15 protein-coding genes are annotated in these 16,228 nt (G+C 55.4%); 13 read left to right on the top strand and 2 right to left on the bottom strand.

What is annotated here, in order from left to right; all coding sequences use genetic code 11:
• The first annotated feature begins 212 nt into the window (after positions 1-212).
• The 3 genes from gltS to HMPREF2596_RS01080 all read left to right on the top strand — a co-directional run bounded on the left by gltS (position 213) and on the right by HMPREF2596_RS01080 (position 3,605).
• Positions 213-1,427: a sodium/glutamate symporter gene (gltS, locus tag HMPREF2596_RS01090; protein ID WP_003747957.1), complete on the top strand. Its 1,215-nt coding sequence runs from the start codon at positions 213-215 to the stop codon at positions 1,425-1,427.
• A gap of 105 nt (positions 1,428-1,532) precedes the next feature.
• Positions 1,533-2,555, top strand: coding sequence for a lysozyme inhibitor LprI family protein (locus HMPREF2596_RS01085; RefSeq protein ID WP_070848992.1), 1,023 nt, complete (start codon positions 1,533-1,535; stop codon positions 2,553-2,555).
• Between the two features lie 54 nt (positions 2,556-2,609).
• The gene (locus HMPREF2596_RS01080; RefSeq protein WP_070848990.1) at positions 2,610-3,605 is read left to right on the top strand and encodes a S49 family peptidase; all 996 of its coding nucleotides are present in this window, start codon (positions 2,610-2,612) and stop codon (positions 3,603-3,605) included.
• Positions 3,606-3,796: 191 nt separating this feature from the next.
• Here HMPREF2596_RS01080 and pdxA read toward each other — a convergent pair whose 3' ends face one another.
• Both pdxA and HMPREF2596_RS01070 read right to left on the bottom strand, forming a co-directional pair.
• Positions 3,797-4,798: a 4-hydroxythreonine-4-phosphate dehydrogenase PdxA gene (gene pdxA, locus HMPREF2596_RS01075; protein WP_070848988.1), complete on the bottom strand. Its 1,002-nt coding sequence runs from the start codon at positions 4,796-4,798 to the stop codon at positions 3,797-3,799.
• Between the two features lie 153 nt (positions 4,799-4,951).
• Positions 4,952-5,482, bottom strand: a complete 531-nt coding sequence (locus HMPREF2596_RS01070) for a cytochrome b (RefSeq protein ID WP_081948031.1) — start codon at positions 5,480-5,482, stop codon at positions 4,952-4,954.
• 232 nt (positions 5,483-5,714) lie between these two features.
• Here HMPREF2596_RS01070 and HMPREF2596_RS01065 point away from each other — a divergent pair, with 232 nt between their 5' ends.
• From HMPREF2596_RS01065 to waaA, 10 genes are all read left to right on the top strand, one after another.
• Positions 5,715-7,244: an ABC transporter permease gene (locus tag HMPREF2596_RS01065; protein ID WP_070848987.1), complete on the top strand. Its 1,530-nt coding sequence runs from the start codon at positions 5,715-5,717 to the stop codon at positions 7,242-7,244.
• A gap of 110 nt (positions 7,245-7,354) precedes the next feature.
• Positions 7,355-7,918: a hypoxanthine-guanine phosphoribosyltransferase gene (locus HMPREF2596_RS01060; RefSeq protein WP_070848985.1), complete on the top strand. Its 564-nt coding sequence runs from the start codon at positions 7,355-7,357 to the stop codon at positions 7,916-7,918.
• A gap of 57 nt (positions 7,919-7,975) precedes the next feature.
• The gene (locus HMPREF2596_RS01055; RefSeq protein WP_003747942.1) at positions 7,976-8,404 is read left to right on the top strand and encodes a PTS sugar transporter subunit IIA; all 429 of its coding nucleotides are present in this window, start codon (positions 7,976-7,978) and stop codon (positions 8,402-8,404) included.
• Between the two features lie 43 nt (positions 8,405-8,447).
• Positions 8,448-8,717, top strand: coding sequence for an HPr family phosphocarrier protein (locus tag HMPREF2596_RS01050; RefSeq protein WP_003747940.1), 270 nt, complete (start codon positions 8,448-8,450; stop codon positions 8,715-8,717).
• Complete coding sequence (gene ptsP, locus HMPREF2596_RS01045) at positions 8,717-10,480, top strand: phosphoenolpyruvate--protein phosphotransferase (RefSeq protein ID WP_070848983.1); 1,764 nt, start codon at positions 8,717-8,719, stop codon at positions 10,478-10,480. The genes HMPREF2596_RS01050 and ptsP overlap by 1 nt, the downstream gene beginning before the upstream one ends.
• A 505-nt stretch (positions 10,481-10,985) precedes the next feature.
• Positions 10,986-12,101 (top strand): ABC transporter substrate-binding protein, encoded by a 1,116-nt coding sequence (locus HMPREF2596_RS01040; protein WP_070848982.1) that lies wholly within the window; start codon positions 10,986-10,988, stop codon positions 12,099-12,101.
• Between the two features lie 116 nt (positions 12,102-12,217).
• Positions 12,218-13,264, top strand: a complete 1,047-nt coding sequence (locus tag HMPREF2596_RS01035) for a FecCD family ABC transporter permease (RefSeq protein ID WP_070848980.1) — start codon at positions 12,218-12,220, stop codon at positions 13,262-13,264.
• Positions 13,265-13,274: 10 nt separating this feature from the next.
• A complete protein-coding gene (locus HMPREF2596_RS01030; RefSeq protein ID WP_070848978.1) occupies positions 13,275-14,039 on the top strand; it encodes an ABC transporter ATP-binding protein in 765 nt (254 codons plus the stop codon).
• A 68-nt stretch (positions 14,040-14,107) separates the two neighbouring features.
• Positions 14,108-14,539 (top strand): plastocyanin/azurin family copper-binding protein, encoded by a 432-nt coding sequence (locus HMPREF2596_RS01025; protein ID WP_070848976.1) that lies wholly within the window; start codon positions 14,108-14,110, stop codon positions 14,537-14,539.
• A gap of 138 nt (positions 14,540-14,677) precedes the next feature.
• Positions 14,678-15,940: a lipid IV(A) 3-deoxy-D-manno-octulosonic acid transferase gene (waaA, locus tag HMPREF2596_RS01020; protein WP_070848974.1), complete on the top strand. Its 1,263-nt coding sequence runs from the start codon at positions 14,678-14,680 to the stop codon at positions 15,938-15,940.
• The last annotated feature ends 288 nt before the right edge of the window (positions 15,941-16,228 follow it).

Raw genomic sequence — 16,228 nt, 5'->3', positions numbered from 1 at the left:
ATTTACACACGCATTTTTTGACAATCTTTAACTATTCCCCTAATATTTGCCAGTTATTTTTCACGGACAAGCCATCGTTTTCATTTCTTTCCGGAAACACCTTGTCCGCGCATCAATACCATGACTCTCGGCGGATAACGCCAAGCGTTGAAACACACTGCATCCGGAAAGAAACGGATACTCGGAAAAACATTTCTAGGAGGTGAAACAACATGGAATGGGAATTCAACAGTTATTACACACTGATTGCCGCCACGCTCGTGTTGCTGGTTGGTAAATTTCTGGTTCAAAAAATCAAATTCTTACGAGACTTCAATATTCCCGAGCCGGTCGCCGGCGGTCTAGTTGCCGCTATCGTCCTGTTCGCCCTGCACGAAGCCTACGGCGTCAGCTTCAAATTTGAAAAACCGCTGCAAGATGCGTTCATGCTTATCTTCTTTACATCCATCGGTTTGAGCGCCGACTTCTCCCGTTTGAAAGCGGGCGGCCTGCCTTTGGTTATCTTTACCGCCGTGGTGGGTGCATTCATCATCGTCCAAAACTTCGTCGGTGTCGGCTTGGCAAGCGCATTGGGTCTGGATCCGCTGATCGGCCTGATTACCGGTTCGATTACCCTGACCGGCGGTCACGGTACAGCCGGCGCATGGGGTCCTGACTTTGAAAGCAAATTCGGCCTGACCGGCGCAACCGGCTTGGGTATGGCTTCCGCCACCTTCGGCCTCGTATTCGGCGGCCTGATCGGCGGTCCCGTTGCCCGTCGCCTGATCAACAAAATGGGTCGCAAACCTCTGGAAACAAACAAAAAACCAGTTGACAACGACCAAACCGACGACGTCTTCGAAAAAGCGCAACGTACCCGTCTGATTACGGCTGACTCCGCTGTCGAAACACTCGCGATGTTTGCCGCATGTTTGGCTTTTGCCGAAATTGTCGACGGCTACGACAAAGCCTTCTTCGACCTGCCTAAATTCGTATGGTGTCTGTTTGCCGGCGTGGTCATCCGCAACGTCCTGACTGCAACCTTCAAAGTCAATATGTTCGACCGCGCCATCGACGTATTCGGTAACGCCTCCCTGTCGCTTTTCCTCGCCATGGCCCTTCTGAACCTGAAACTGTGGGAATTGACCGGTCTGGCAGGCCCGGTAACCATCATCCTGGCCGTACAAACCGTCGTCATGATTCTGTACGCAACCTTCGTTACCTACGTCTTCATGGGCCGCGACTACGACGCCGCCGTCTTGGCAGCCGGCCACTGCGGTTTCGGTTTGGGTGCCACCCCGACTGCCGTTGCCAATATGCAGTCCATTACCCAAACTTTCGGCCCTTCGCACAAAGCCTTCCTGATTGTGCCTATGGTGGGTGCATTCTTCGTTGACCTGCTCAACGCCGCCATCCTCTCCGGCTTCGTCAGCGTCATCAAAGGCTGATACGTCCGACATAGAAAAGCACTTGCCGCATTTACTTGCAGCAAGTGCTTTTGCTATGATAGGCACGTCAGGCCGTCTGAAAGGCCGTCACCTTCAGGAGTACACATGTACAAAAAAACCGCTTCCGTATTGATTTTAAGCACGATTCTGCTTGCCGCATGCAGCAAAGAAGAGCCCAAAGCCGCACTTGATTGCGCCCAACCGGCCACACTGCAAAACATCCGTACCACCATCGAAGACACCCTCAAACAACAAGCGCGCTCCTTCGCCCGCAATGACAACCGCCAATTCGTCGATGCCGACAAAATCATCGCCGCCGGCCTCGAATTAGAAACCCTGCTTGAAGACCCCAAAGAAACCGAAGACGACGGCAAAGCCATCTGCCGCGCCAACCTCAAAATCCGTATTCCCGACACCATCCTCAAAACGGCCATAGACAACAGCCCGCTGATTTACGGCAGCACCCCGTTGGCCGACATGCTCGAACAAAAACTGATGGGCAGCAACCTGACCTTTGAAAACAACACGTTCAGCACCACCCTGCTCTACACCCCCGACAAAGACGGCAAACCGGTTTTCGAAGACAATACCCTGAGTTCCACCGCCCAAACCCTTTCCGCCACCCTACTGCCCTACGGCGTGAAAAGCATCGTCATGATAGACGGCAAACCCGTGTCCAAAGAGCAGGCCATCAAACTGCTGCAAAACCAAAACACGGAAGAACCGCCCACCCTCAATCCGCAAGACATCCTGGAAAACAACGCCGCCAGCCAGACTGCCGGCCTGACCGATGACGGCGACGATTCAGATTACGAAGTCCTGCGCCCCGACCATGAAACCCAACGCAACGGGCCGCCCGGCCTCAGCCAAAGCGAACTCGACAACGCACGCGCGCAAAACCGTCAGGCGGACGGCGAGATCAATGACCTCTGGGGCGGCTTGGACAGCGACGTCAAACAACAAATCCTTGGCGAGCAACGCGCCTGGATTCAAAGCAAAAAACTCAACTGCCAACAAGCCGCCGCGTCCGCAGACAACGCCGCACAAGCAGAATACCTGCGTCTGCAGTGTGAAACCCGCATGACCCGCGAGCGCACGCAATACCTGCGCGGCTATTCCATCAACTAAAACCGATAAGGCCGTCTGAACATTCAGACGGCCTGCACGAAAGCACATCACATCATGCAATACCGAATCCACCGTGAAGGCGATGCCCAAAACACACCCTCTTCCGCCTCCACCCCCGTCGACAACTGGGAGCGCAACACCCTGCGCGAAGTCCTCCTCGCCGCCTACCAAGAACAACGCCGCGCCCGCATTTGGCGCAATATCTGGCGCGGCGTCGCCGTCCTCATCTTCCTCAGCCTGATTTTCGGCCTTGCAGAAGAAGAAGGAAAAACCACGTCGGTCCAAGCCCGCAGCGAACACACCGCCGTTATCGACCTGACCGGCGAAATCGGCAACGACATCGACGACCAAGTCCAAATCCTGCGCGACAGCATGGAAGCCGCCTACGAAAACGCCAACGCCAAAGCCATCATCATCCGCGCCAACAGCCCCGGCGGTTCGCCTGTCGTGTCCAACACGGCCTTTAACGAAGTCCGCCGCCTCAAAGCCGAACACAAAGACATCCCTGTTTACCTCGTTGCCGAAGACATGTGCGCTTCCGGCTGCTACTACATTGCCGCCGCTGCCGACAAAATTTACGCCGACCCGTCCAGCATTGTCGGCAGCATCGGCGTGATCGGCGGTGGTTTTGACTTTACCGGCTTGATGGACAAAGCCGGTGTCAAACGCCGTCTGAAAACCGCCGGCAGCAACAAAGGCATGGGCGACCCTTTCACGCCTGAAACGCCGGCGCAAACCCAAATTTGGGAAACCATGTTGGGCGATATCCACCAAGAATTTATCAAAGCCGTCAAACTCGGCCGCGGCGCAAGGTTGAAAGACAAACAGTATCCCGATGTTTTCAGCGGCCGCATCTATACCGGCAAAGAAGCCAAACAGGTCGGCCTGATTGACGACTTCGGCAGCATTTACAGCGTTGCCCGCAATGTCGTCAAAGCCCCCGAGCTGGTCAACTACACGCCGCAAGACGATTTCAGCAAAATGCTCAGCCGCCGCTTCGGTGCGGAAGTGAAGGCCAAAGTCAAAGAAACTTTATCTGAAATTTGGTAAGCCAAAAAACTGAAAGGCCGTCTGAAACCCTAAACATCTGGGTTTCAGACGGCCTTTTGATATGGCTTTTCCAATAAAGTGCAGATTATTGTCCAAATATTTATCGGCCTCATCAAATCGGCAGGCAAATATTTCCTGATGATGCTCTTACAGGAACACTTTACGCCGACAAACGATCAAACCTCCACGCTTCAGACGGCCTGCTGCATATTGTGCGCCATATCAAGCGCGGCGCGGACGGCGGTCATCAGGCTGCCGGAATCGGCTTTGCCCGTACCGGCCAAGCTCAAGGCCGTGCCATGATCGACGGAGGTGCGGATAAAGGGCAGGCCGAGGGTAATGTTCACGCCTTCGCCGAAACCGGCGTATTTGAGTACAGGCAGCCCTTGGTCGTGATACATGGCGAGGACGGCATCGGCATCTTTAAGCAGGAAGGGTTGGAACACGGTATCGGCCGGATAAGGGCCGCGTGCGTCTATGCCTTCAGCCTGCAGTGCATGAAGTGCCGGAATAATGGTGTCGATTTCTTCGTGTCCCAAATGGCCGCCTTCGCCGGCGTGGGGATTGAGGCCGGTAACGAGGATGACCGGATTGGCTATGCCGAACTTATGGCGCAGGTCGTGTTCAAGAATGCGGACAACCGACTCGATTAAAGGCTTCGTGATGGCGGCGGAAATATCTTTCAGCGGCAGATGGGTGGTAACCAATGCCACACGCAGGCCGCCACCGGTCAACATCATGACGACTTGTTCGGTATGGCTTTTTTCGGCGAGGTATTCGGTATGGCCGCTGAAAAAGCCGTTGCCTGCGTGGGCATCGTTGATGATGCCTTTATGCAGCGGCGCAGTCACCATACCGGCAAACAGGCCGTCTGAAATGCCCTGATACGCCGTATCCAGCAGCCGGAGCACATACGCGGCATTGGCAGGATTGAGTTCGCCTGCCTGACACTCGGCATCTAAAGGAATATGCAGGACTTCGAGTTCGCCCTTGGGAAACGGATCGGCCGCTTGGGCTTGAAAATCGCGCAGGATGACGGATTTGCCGAGCTGTTCGGCCCTTTGCGCCAACAGGTTTTTATCGCACAAAACAACGGGGCGGCAAGGAAGGTCGGCGAAAGCCAAATCAAGGCAGATGTCGGGGCCGATGCCGGCCGGTTCGCCGGAAGTGATGGCGAGAATGGGAGCAGTCATGGTGTTTCTCGGTACGGTTACAGTATTTAGACAACAGTCAGGCAAAACGCCTGCCCTACTTTTGCAGATTAACACAAATACAAAAAGGCCGTCTGAAAACAGTTTTGCTTGGGCAACTGTTTTCAGACGGCCTTGGCTGTTTACCGTTTCAAATTAAGAACGGCGGCCGATCATGCGGTACAAAACGTCGTGGCCTTGAATACGGTGGACGACGACCATGGCGATGTGGCCGGCGACCAGCGCGAAGAGCAGCCAGCCGAGTTTGCCGTGCGCCATATTGCCGAGGTTGGCCATCCATTCGATTTTCTCAGGCGAACCCTGCATCACTTGGACACCGAATACTTTCAACGGGCCGCGGCCGCTACCGTATTGGCGGATCATGCCGATAACGGGAACGGCAAGCATGAGGACGTAAAGGGCAAGGTGGCCGGCTTTGGCGGCAAAGCTGTCGGCGGCAGGACGTTTGGACGCATTGAGTAAAGCCCAAACAATGCGCACGATAATCACCAGCAGCGTGATGAAACCGATGGATTTGTGCACGCCGAAGAGTGCGCCGACCCATTCTTCGCCGTCATAAATGGTCCAGATGGCGATGGTGGTCAGGATGCCGATGAAGCCGAGTACGGTCAGCCAGTGCAATGCGCGCGAGACGGTATCGTAGGTTTGGGGACGTGTAGTGGTCATAATGTTTCCTTGTTTTTGATTTATTTGATTTTTTGAAGCGGCGGATTGTATCAAAAATGCCCAACCAATTATGTTGCCTTTTTGAAGACATTTCGTAAATGTTTGAAAATTTTGAATAAACATCAGTTTTATCCGTCAGGCTGCCCAGGCCGTCTGAAAACAAGGGCAGGAATACCACCTTCTACGCCGAACTCGGGCTAAAATAGGCGTTTTTATTCTCGGGTACGCATCGATGCAGGTTTGGATTCGGCGGTGTGCGCTGTTGCTGCTGCCTTTGGGTTTCTTGGCGGTCATGGTGGCCGCGCCTTTGCTGTCGCTGGCGTTTTACGACGGCGAGGGTGCTTGGGCGGAAGTGGTGGCTGATGACTATATGCGCCTGCGCTTGGGCTGGACGGTGGCGCAGGCGGTTTTGACCTGCGTCTTGGTTACAGCTTTGGGCGTACCTTCGGCGTGGGTGCTGGCGCGGATGGATTTTGCCGGACGGCGTATGGTTTTGCGTCTGCTGATGCTGCCTTTCGTGATGCCGACTTTGGTGGCGGGCATGGGTGTGCTAGCCTTGTTCGGCGCACACGGCATACTGGCGGCAGGTTGGCAGGACACGCCGTGGCTGCTGATTTACGGCAATGTGTTTTTCAACCTGCCGGTTTTGGTGCGCTCGGCGTATCAGGGATTTGTGCGCGTGCCGCAGGCGCGGTTGCTGTCGGCGCAATCGTTGGGCGCGGACGCGTGGCGGCGGTTTGTCTGGGTCGAATGGCCGGTGGTGCGTGCATGGGTCGTCGGCGGCGCGTGCCTGGTGTTTTTATATTGTTTTTCAGGCTTCGGGCTGGCCTTGCTGCTCGGCGGCGAACGTTTTGCAACGGTGGAAGTGGAAATCTACCGGCTGGTGGCTTACGAGTTGGACATGGCGCGTGCGTCGGTGTTGGTGTGGCTGGTGCTGGCGGCTACGGCGGCGGCCGGCGGTTTGTATGCGTATTGGAGTAAGCGCGTGGCGGTGGATAAGTCGGTCTCGCCCTTGCCTCCGCGCTCGCCGGTACGGGCTTGGGAAAAATGGCTGACGGCAACGGTATTGGCCATGTTGGTGCTGTGCTGCCTGCTGCCTTTGGCGGCGGTGTGGCTCAAGGCGGCAGCGGCAGGCTCTTCGTGGGCAGTTTTGCTGGAAGCGCAAACGTGGGCGGCTGCGTGGAACACGATCCGTTTCTCTGCGGCAGCCGTGGCGGCGGCAACGGTTTTGGGCGTGCTGTATGCGGCGGCGGCACGGCAAATGGCGTGGTTGCGCGCGCTGATGTTTTTGCCGTTTATGGTGTCGCCCGTGTGCATCGCGTTTGGTGTATTGCTGCTCTATCCGCAGTGGACGGCTTCGCTGTGGCTGCTGACGGCGACTTATGCGTTGTTGGCGTATCCGTTTGTGGCCAAAGACGTATTGGCCGCGTGGGACGGTTTACCCAAAGATTACGCGGCGGCGGCGCGCACCATGGGCGCAAACGGTTTTCAGACGGCCTGTTATGTAACTGCGCCTTTATTGAAACCGGCTTTGCGGCGCGGCCTGACTTTGGCTTCGGCAACGTGTATCGGCGAATTTGCAGCCACATTGTTCCTGTCGCGCCCCGAATGGCAGACGCTGACCACTTTGATTTACGATTATCTCGGGCGCGCCGGTGCGGACAATTACGGACGGGCGATGGTGTTGACGGCGGTATTGACCGCTTTGGCTTTGGCGGCATTTTTGCTGGTGGACGAAGCGGAAGGACAAAAGGCCGTCTGAACACGTTCGGTTTCAATTTCCTCCCTTTCCATACGCCATTGCGGCCTGTATCGAAAATTGATTGAATCCGCTATATAATTTGTTTTTAACCGTACCCAACACGACCTATCATGACCGACTTAGAAACCAAACGCCTTGAAACCCAAGCCATGCTGGACAACGCCGACTTGCTGTTTGACCAAGAACAATGCCGCGCGGCCTTGCAAAAAGTTGCCGACGACATCACTCGCGACTTGGCCGACAAATACCCCCTGTTGCTGCCTGTCATGGGTGGCGCGGTGGTGTTTACAGGACAGCTGCTGCCACTGTTGCGCTTCCCTCTGGACTTTGACTACGTCCACGTTTCCCGCTACGGCGACAAACTCGCAGGCGGCGCGTTCAACTGGAAACGCATGCCCGACCCCGAGCAAATCAAAGGCCGTCATGTCGTCGTTTTGGACGACATCTTGGACGAAGGCCACACCATGGCCGCCATTCAGGAAAAACTGTTGGAAATGGGCGCGGCGAGCTGCCGTGCGGCCGTATTTGCCAACAAGCTGATCGACAAAGAAAAACCGACCCAAGCCGATTATGTCGGTTTGGACGTGCCCAACCGCTACGTCTTCGGCTACGGCATGGATGCCGCCGGCTGCTGGCGCAACCTCGGCGAAATCTACGCCTTAAACAACAAATAAAACCAAGGCCGTCTGAAAGGTTTTCAGACGGCCTCAAACCAACACTAGGAACACATCATGATCGGCCTGCTTATCATCACGCACGAAACCATAGGCGAAGCCTACCAAGGGCTGACCCACCATTTCTTCCCCAACGGCTTTCCCGAAAACGTCCGTATTCTCGGCGTTCAGCCCAATGAAGACCAAAACGACATCATCAATAACGCCATCGCCGCCTTGCAGGAATTTCCCGACAACCGCGGCGTACTGATCATGACCGACATCTTCGGCGCCACCCCGTGCAACGCCGCACGCCGGCTGGTGCGCGAAAACAAATCCGCCATCCTGACCGGCCTCAACGCCCCGATGATGATTAAAGCCATCCAATACTCATCACAAGCCGAAAACCTCTCCGACTTCACCGAAACCGTCAAAGAAGCCGCCATCCGGGGCATTTTCGCCATTACATCCGCACCCGAAGACCTGGTGTGCAAAGAAAACGGCTAAGGCCGTCTGAAACCATTCACTTTACAACCATTAGGGGAAATCCATGCTCAAACAAGAAATCGAAATCATCAACAAACTCGGCCTGCACGCACGCGCCTCCAGCAAATTCACCCAAACCGCCTCCCAATTCCAAAGCGAAGTCTGGGTCACCAAAAACGGCAACCGCGTCAACGGCAAAAGCATTATGGGCCTGATGATGCTGGCCGCCGCCAAAGGCACCGTGATTGAGCTGGAAACAGACGGCGCAGACGAAGCCGCCGCCATGCAGGCATTGACCGACCTCATCAACGACTACTTCGGCGAGGGCGAATAATGAGCATCGTCCTACACGGTGTGGCCGCAGGCAAAGGCATCGCCATCGGCCACGCCCACCTCATCACGCGCGGCGCGGCGGAAGTTCCCCAATACGACATCGATCCCGACAAGCTCGATGCCGAAGTTGCCCGTTTCGACAACGCCATCAAAGCCACGCGCAAAGAATTGGAACAACTGCGCGGCGCGATTCCCGAAAACGCCCCGACCGAATTGGGCGCGTTCATTTCCCTACACCTCATGCTGCTGACCGACGTTACCCTCTCGCGCGAACCCATCGACATTTTGCGCGAGCAGAAAATCAACGCCGAATGGGCATTGAAACAACAAAGCGACAAGCTCGCCGCCCAGTTCGACAGCATCGACGACGACTACCTGCGCGAACGCAAACAGGACATGCTCCAAGTCGTCCGCCGCATCCACAACAACCTTGTCGGTCAAAGCAACGAAATCAACCTCGCCGGCAACCTGTTTGACGACACCGTCCTCATCGCGCACGACCTCTCGCCTGCCGATACCGTACTATTCAAAGAGCAGCACATTACCGCCTTCGTAACCGATGCCGGCGGCCCGACCAGCCACACCGCCATCTTAGGCCGCAGCCTCGACATCCCGTCCGTCATCGGCCTGCACAACGCCCGCAAACTCATCACCGAAAACGAAATCGTCATCGTCGACGGCATCAACGGCGTCCTCATCATCGATCCCGACGAAGTCGTCCTCAACGAATACCGCCGCCTCGCCCGCGAATACCGCAGCCACAAGCGCGAACTCAACAAAATCAAAAAAACCGCCGCCACCACGGCCGACGGCATCAACATTGAGTTGCTCGCCAACATCGAATCCGCCGAAGACATCAAAGCCCTGCACAACTTCGGCGCAGACGGCGTCGGCCTGTTCCGCAGCGAATTCCTCTACCTCAACCGCGACAACATGCCGACCGAAGACGAACAATACGAAGTCTATGCCGGCATCGTCAAAAAACTCAAAGGCAAAAACATCACCATCCGCACCGTCGACTTGGGCGTCGATAAAAATCCGCGCTGGTTCGGCCAAAACAGTACGCCCAACGGCAGCCTCAACCCCGCGCTCGGCCTGACCGGCATCCGTTTGTGCCTCGCCGAGCCGGTCATGTTCCGCACCCAAATGCGCGCCATCCTCCGCGCCGCCGCCCACGGCCCCGTGCGCATGATGTGGCCGATGATTACATCCATTTCAGAAGTGCGCCAATGCCTTATCCATCTGGACACGGCCCAACGCCAACTGACCGAACGCGGCGAAACCTTCGGCCCGGTCAGCATCGGCTGCATGATCGAAATCCCGTCCGCCGCCATGACCGTCGGCAGCATCCTCAAGCTCGTCGACTTCGTTTCCATCGGCACCAACGACCTGATTCAATACCTCCTGTCGGTCGACCGCGGCGACGACAGCGTCAGCCACCTCTACCAACCCGGCCACCCTGCCGTCCTCAAAACGCTGCAACACATCATCCGCACGGCAAACCGTATGGAAAAAGGCGTCTCCATCTGCGGCGAAATGGCCGGCGATACCGTCTTTACCCGCCTGCTGCTCGGCATGGGCTTACGCCGATTCTCCATGAACCCTAACAACCTGCTTTCGGTTAAAAACATCATCCTGCACAGCCACACCGGCCATCTTGAAAACGATGCCGCCAAAATCCTGCGCTGCGAAGACCCGGAAAAAGCCGAAAAACTGATTAAAATCCTCAACCAAAGCGAACAGAACGAAGACAAGGCCGTCTGAAATTCGCAAAATATCCGAAACCGACACAAGGGCGTATTGAACACGCCCTTTTTATTTTTCCCATTTTGGGTTGACACCCGATTTCCCCCAAGCCTTTCCTATTTCGCCATTTCAAAAACCAACCTTTTTCACTTTTCCCAAACACCGCTTAGGCCGTCTAAAAAAATATACGGAACAAGTGAAACAACAGCCTTTATGTTCGCATCAAAGGCCGTCTGAACCCCGAATCGCAAGGTTTCAGACGGCCTTGTATCTTGGCCATCAATAACCCTTCGCCTATCCCTTCCAGCTACTGCCCACTTATGGCTTTAGGTTTACAAATACCCTTCCTTTTCACTAGGGCTTCATCATACTCAATCCCTATATCAACACTCTTCCTTCGTTTAATGATGCAACTTTTTATTCCGAAACATGTCTATCCTTTCGTTTAACTTGAAAAAATACCCAATACCTTGTAAATTTACTAAAAGATAGTAATTATCATCATATTCTAAAGGAATGATTTATGAGATTTACGCAACTTTCTGCCTTGATTGCCACCGCCGCTTTATCCGTCGGCTCCGTATCGGCTTTTGCCAAACCCGTTCAGCTGACCGATACCGTAGGCCGTAAGGTAACCGTCGACCTGCCTGCCAAACGCGTGGTTTTGGGCTTCTATTACCAAGACTACATGGCCATCGGCGGTAAAACCGCGCTGGACAACGTTGTCGGTTTTTCCAAAGCAGTTTGGGCCGACTGGGCGCCGCCAAGCTGGGCGGCATTCAGCAAAGCCGTGCCTAAACTGAATCAGCTGACCGACGTGGGCGAAGTGGAAGTTGGCACTTTCTCGATTGAGAAAGTATTGGCGTTGAAACCCGATTTGCTGATTTTGGCCGAATGGCAATACAAAGCTTTGGGTTCCGATCTCGACCGCATCAACAAAGCCGGCATCCCCATCGTCGTGTTGGACTACAACGCGCAAACAGTGGCCAAACACGTTCAATCGACCAAACTCATCGGCACGCTGACCGGCCAGCAGCAAAAAGCCGACAAACTGGCGGCAGACTACAAACGCGTTGCCGACACCATCCAGGCGCGCGTGCAAAAAGCCAACCTGCCCAAGCCTAAAGTCTATGTCGAGTTCGGCAACAAAGGCCCTGCCGAACACAGCGTTACCTTCGGCAAGAGCATGTGGGGTTCGATGGCAACGCTGGTCGGCGGTAACAATATCGCCGCTTCTTCGGTCGAATTCTACGGCCCGATCAATCCTGAAAAAGTCCTCGCCGCCAAACCTGACGTCATCGTGATTACCGGCCGCGAAACCGAATTGAAGAAAAATCCTGCTGCCATGGTGATGGGCTGGGGCATTCCGATAGCCGAAGCGGAAAAACGCTTGGCCGGTTTTGCCAAACGCGCCGGCTGGGCCAACCTGCCTGCGATTAAAAACAACCGCCTCTACGCCGCCTACCACGCCAACTCGCGCACGCTGTCCGACAGCGCGTCGATTCAGTTTATGGCCAAAGCGATTTATCCGCAGTTGTTTAAGGATTTCAACCCTGAGAAAACCTATCTGGACTTCTACCGCCAAAACCTGCCGGTTGTACCGAACGGTACGTTCTACCTGTATCCGAAAGGACAATAAGGTAGTTTAGATTTTCAGACGGCCTTTTAAATCGGAAGGCCGTCTGAAATTTTTGCGGAAGAAAAAGGCAAACCCGTTCTCCCCTTTATCAACATTCTTTTTTAAAGGTTTGAAACATGAATGATTCGGTTATCGCCGAGATTGTGAAAAACCAGCGCAAGTTGGAAGGCAAGCGTTGGTTGATTATTTTGATGTTTTTAATCATCGCGGCGGTCAGTTTCCTATTCGACATCGCCACCGGCCCGGCGATGACGGACACGCTGCCGGTCGGCGAAGTGGTCAATGTTTTGCTGGACAAACCCGAAGTCGATGAAATGAACCGCCTAATTGTGATGGATTTGCGCCTGCCGATTGCGGTGATGGCGCTGGTGGTCGGTGCGGCTTTGGGTGTCGGCGGTGCGGAAATTCAAACGCTCTTGAACAACCCGATGGCCAGCCCTTATACGCTGGGTTTGGCTGCGGCGGCAGGTTTGGGCGCGTCGGTGGTGATTGCGTTCGGCGGTTTCGGACTGCCTGAAACGGTCGCCGTCCCCATTGGTGCGTTTGTGATGACCATGCTGGCTTCGGGCATCTTGTTTCTGTTTGCTTCGGCGCGCCGCTTCAACTCGGCGATGCTGGTGCTGGTGGGGATTGCACTGTTGTTTCTGTTTCAGTCGATTTTGTCGCTGATTCAGTTTATCGCCGCGCCTGAGATTTCGCAGCAGATTCTGTTTTGGCTGTTCGGCAGCTTGACCAAGGCGACTTGGGAGACGGTCATCGTTACGGCGGCGGTTACGGCGGTATGCGTGTTTCTGCTTTCGCGCGACGTGTGGAAGCTGACCGCGTTGCGCTTGGGCGAAGAACGCGCCGTCGGGCTGGGCATCAATCTGCAACTTTTGCGCCTGAAAACGCTGGTATTGGTGGCGGTGATGACGGCAACGGCAATCAGTTTTGTCGGCGTGATCGGCTTTATCGGCTTGGTCGCGCCGCATGTGGCGCGGATTCTTTTGGGCGAAGACCAGCGTTTCTTCCTGCCCGGCGCGATGCTGGCAGGGGCGGCGTTTTTATCGGTCGCCAGCGTGTTGTCCAAGGTGATTATCCCCGGCGCGCTGTTTCCGGTGGGGATTGTTACGTCGTTTGTCGGCGTGCCGTTCTTCTTCTGGATTGTATTAACGAAACGATAGGCCGTCTGAAATGTTGAAACTTGAAAACGTACACATCCGGCGCGGCGATTATGTGGTCGCCGACAATATCGATTTGACGCTGGAACAAGGCAAAGTCTATTCCGTGCTTGGCCCGAACGGCACGGGCAAATCCTCGCTGATGAAAACGATTTTCGGCGAAGTGGCGCACAAAGGCGCTATCTGCTACGGCGACGAAGTGTTGAGCAAAATCCACCTGCAAAGCTGGCGCAAACGCATAGGCTATATGCCGCAGGACACCGCCGCCGAAGCCTCGCTGACCGCGCTGGAAGTCGTGCTGCTCGGCCGCATGGACGCGCTGCACATGCACGTCGGCGACGAACTGCTGCACGAAGCCGCAAGTATCATGGCGGAGCTGGGCATCGGCCACTTGGCGCACCGCGACGTCATGCGGCTTTCCGGCGGACAGCGGCAGCTTGTGATGTTTGCCCAAGTCATGCTGCGCCGCCCCGAAATCCTGATGCTGGACGAACCGGTCAGCGCGCTGGATATGCACCACCAGTTGAACCTCTTGGAGCGCGTGGTGCAATACACGCACGAACACAATCTGGTTACGCTGATGGTCTTGCATGATTTGAGCCTCGCCGCGCAGTTTTCAGACGGCGTGATTCTGCTCGGCGAAGGCAAAGTACAGGCGCAGGGCGCGCCGCAGGACGTGTTGCAGGCGGACATGATCGGCAGGCTGTACAAAGTGGACATCGAACTTTTGTACGACAGCAAAGGCCTGCCCGTTATCCGCCCGATGCGGCAATCCTAGCTGAGAAATCTGCCACCAAGAAACCAGCCCCGCAACCATTTTATACTCTTCACAAAAAGGACTCCCCCATGAAAAAATCCCTCTTCCTCCTGATGCTGACCGCGTCCCTCAGCGCATACGCCGCCAACCACGAAGTCAAAATGCTCGACAACGGCAAAGACGGCAGCATGGTGTTCGAACCCGGCTACGTCAACGCCAAAGTCGGCGACACCGTAACCTTCAAAGCCACCAACAGCGGCCACTGGGTGCAAAGCAAAGCCCTGCCCGAGGGCGTTGCCGACTTCCTCTCCGAAGACGGCAAAGACTTCACCCTCAAACTCGACAAGGAAGGCGTGTATGTCTATACCTGCCCGCCGCACCGCATGATGAACATGAGCGGCGTGATCCAGGTCGGCAAACCGGTGAACAAAGCCAAAGCGCAAGCCGTTGTCGATGAAATGGAAAACCGCGCCATGCAAAGCAAAGGCCGTCTGAAAAAATACATGGCGCAAGTGAAGTAAAAGCGTTTACGCCTGAACCAAAGGCCGTCTGAAACCTTTCAGACGGCCTGTTTCCTTTGCGTAAAACACGCATCAAAGCTATATCTTCCGTTTCAGTTTCCGATAAAATAGGCCTATTCCGACACAAGACCCGTAAGCATGATACGCCGCCTTTACGCCACGCTGTGGCACCTCGCCCCCTTCCTGATCCGCCGCCACCTGCGCCGCCGCGCCCTCAAATCCCCAGCCTATCTCGAGCATTGGGACGAGCGTTTCGGGCAGGCGTATCCCAATCCCGTGCAACATCCGATTTGGATACACGCCGTATCCGTCGGCGAAACGCGTGCGGCCGAACCTTTGGTGCAGGCATTGCGCCGCCATTTTCCCGATTCGCCGTTTCTGATTACCCAAATGACGCCGACCGGACGCGCCACCGCGCAATCCCTGTTCCCCGATGCGCAATGCCGTTACCTGCCCTACGACAAATCCGAATGGGTCGCCCGATTTTTAGCCGAACACCGCCCCATCTGCGGCATTTTGATGGAAACCGAAATCTGGCCCAACCTGATGCACGGCTGCCAAAAAGCAGGCATTCCCCTCTTTTTGGCCAACGCGCGCCTCTCCGAAAAATCCCAACGCGGCTATCTTAAAATCCGCAAGTTGGTCGAGCCTGCCATGCAGACCCTCTCCGGCTGCTTTGCCCAAACCGCCGCCGATGCCGAACGCCTGCACCTCATCGGCGCGTCCAACGTCCACGTCTGCGGCAACACCAAATACGACATCGCGCCCCCCGACGACCTGCGTCCGCTTGCCGTCGCCTTTAAAGAACGCATCGGCGCACGCCCTGTCGTCGTCTGTGCCAGCACGCGCGTATACAAAGGCACAGACGAAGCCGAGCTGCTCCTCAAAGCATGGCAGGGCTACCGCGGCAATGCCTTGCTGGTCATCGTCCCGCGCCACCCTGAAAATTTTCAGACGGCCTACGATACCGCCAAATCGCTTGGTTATACCGTCCAAAAACGCAGCGACGGACAACCCGTTTCCCCCGACACACAGGTTTGGATAGGCGACAGTATGGGCGAGCTTGCCGCCTACTACCTCAGCGCAGACATTGCCTTCGTCGGCGGCAGCCTCGTAGATGCCGGCTGTCAAAACATCATCGAACCCATCTCCTGCCGCGTCCCCACCCTCTTCGGCTACTCCAACTACAACTTTGCCCAAGCCTGCAAAGGCGCCGTCGAAGCCAAAGCCGCCGTCCGCGTCGAAACCGCCGAAGCCTGGTACAGAACCACGCGCCAATACCTCGACGACGAAACGCTGCGCCAACAGCTGATCAGCCACACCGAGCAATTCATTTCGCAACACCAAGGCGCCAGTGCCAAAATTGCCAAAGCGATTGCAGATTGTTTGAATCAGCGTTAAACAATAAAAAACCGCCCGTTCATGACAAACAGGCGGAAACTGAAAAACAGTTTTTTGTTTTCAGCCGTTTAATTGACTAAGAGCAGGAACAGGGTTAAGATAATCCTAACGACTGTCCGCAGTCTCAGCCATGAACGACCCGTGCGAGTGGTATGTTTCATGATTGAAACCATCCTTTCTAGGGCGGTTTCAGCACAAAGCCCCACTGCAATGGGGCTTTTTTGCTACCAGCCCCGCGATAATTATACCCAAACTTCCTAAAATCATTCCAAACAAACTTCCACTAAA

This window comes from Neisseria sp. HMSC078C12 (assembly GCF_001838065.1).
Taxonomy (GTDB): Bacteria; Pseudomonadota; Gammaproteobacteria; order Burkholderiales; family Neisseriaceae; genus Neisseria.
Note: the sequence above shows the minus strand (reverse complement) of the source record. Positions and strands in the feature narration are given on the sequence as shown.